Origin of the sequence: Methylobacterium sp. WL18 (assembly GCF_008040015.1) — a bacterium.
Classification (GTDB): domain Bacteria; phylum Pseudomonadota; class Alphaproteobacteria; order Rhizobiales; family Beijerinckiaceae; genus Methylobacterium; species Methylobacterium mesophilicum.
The window spans coordinates 1-1,702 of the sequence record NZ_VRVD01000839.1 but is presented as its reverse complement, the minus strand read 5'-3'; the positions used below and the strand labels follow the sequence as shown (position 1 = coordinate 1,702).

Genomic DNA, 1,702 nt, shown 5'->3' with positions numbered 1-1,702 from the left:
CCGTTGCCCAGGCCCGGCGCCCAGGGGCTTGTCGGCGCGTTCCGCAGGCCGCCGGGCACGAACGGCAGGGACAGCAGCAGGCCGAGGAACAGGATCAGCGCGCCGCGCGGGATCCATTGCCACTTGTCGAACCCGACCTCTTGGATCGTCCAGGCGAAGGCCCCCGCCAGGGTGAGCGCGTAGAGCCAGAAGCCGCCCTGGCGGCGCCGGGCGAGCTGGATCCCGGCGGCGAGCAGGCCGAGGCCGACCACCCCGTAGAACGGCGACCCGCCGACCGCCGCAAGCTTGTATCCGAAACCGATCAGAGATAATCCTAGTATTGCAGTCAGAAGACCTAGGATTTTTACTGCCATGACGATGGAATTCGCTCTCGTGATCCGGGTGTTGATGATGGATCCCCGAGATTTCCGGGCGGAATACGCGCGCGGAGCCCCCGAGTCGCGCGGCTTATCTTCGCTGTAGCTGGTCTCAGGCTGTGCGGAGCGACGGGCCGGGGCCGGCCCTCACGTCCCGGCCTTCACGTCGAAGTCTTCACGTCCCGGCCTTGCCCTCCGGCCGCAGGGCGACCGGGTCGCCGTCGCGCAGCGACGCCGGCGGCCCGACCACGACCCGCTCGCCGCCGGTCAGGCCGGTGCGCAGCTCCAGCATCGTCCCGGTCTGGCGGAAGATCGTCACCGGGCGCATCCGCACCACATGACCGCCCTCCGCGCCGGCCCCCACCACCGCCACCCGGGTGCCGTCCTGGTCGAAGATCAGGGCGTCGTTCGGGACCGACACCGCCGGGGACACCCGGGGGATCGCCAGGGTCAGGGTGATGTAGAGGCCGGCCTGCAGGACCCGGTCCGGGTTGGGGATGTCGACCTGCGTCACCAGGGTGCGCGAGGCGTGGAGCAGGGTCGTGGACGAGCGCGAGACCCGGCCGGGGAAGATTTTTCCAGGGAGCTGCGCCACCTCGGCCTTGGCCTCCAGGCCGTCGCGGATTCCGTCGGCCGCGTAGAGCGGCACGTTCACCGCCATGCGCAGCACGTCGTCCCGGGCCAGCGTCAGCAGCGGCGCGCCCGTGTTGGTGTCCGCCGTGACCGCGTCGCCGACATCGGTGTTGCGGGTGGTCACGACCCCGTCGAAGGGCGCGCGGATCTCCTCGAAGCCGGTCAGGACCCTGAGCCGGGCGACCTGGGCCTCCTGGGCGGCGATGTTGGCCTCCGCGACCTTCACGGCCGCCTTGACGGCGTCGACGTTGGCGCCCTGCGCCAGCACCCCGGCCTGCGCGGTGTCGGCGTTCTGCTGGGTCGCGGTGCCGCTGCCGGCCAGCGTCGAGGTCCGCCGGTTGGTCACGTCCGCGAGGTGGCGGTTGGCTTCGGCCTGATCGACCATGGCGCGCGCCTGGATCAGCGCCGCCTGCAATTGCAGCACCTGCGATTGCGCCTGGACCAACTGCTGGTCGAGGTCGGGCGCGCTGATCCGGAACAGCAGGTCGCCCTTCCTCACGTGCGAGCCGATATCGACCTTGCGCTCGACGATGTAGCCGGTCGCCCGCGGATAGAGGCTCGCGGTGTCGAAGGCCTGGGTGGTGCCGGTCTGGGTCAGGCTGAGCGTTTCGGAGGCCTGCCGGGCCATGGCCACCCGCACGGTCTGGGGCTTCTTGGCCGCCTGCGGCGGCGGGCTCGCCGCCCGGGACGGCTCCGGCCAGTGGCGGTAGCCC

Annotated in this window: 1 protein-coding gene and 1 pseudogene; both read right to left on the bottom strand. The window is 71.2% G+C overall.

The window, feature by feature from the left end:
* Nucleotides 1-353 (bottom strand): annotated as a pseudogene (locus tag FV228_RS28890) (membrane-bound PQQ-dependent dehydrogenase, glucose/quinate/shikimate family); the annotation flags it as partial.
* 178 nt (nt 354-531) lie between these two features.
* Nucleotides 532-1,702 (bottom strand): efflux RND transporter periplasmic adaptor subunit (locus FV228_RS28885; RefSeq protein ID WP_147857608.1); only part of this gene is annotated, 1,171 nt, incomplete at its 5' end.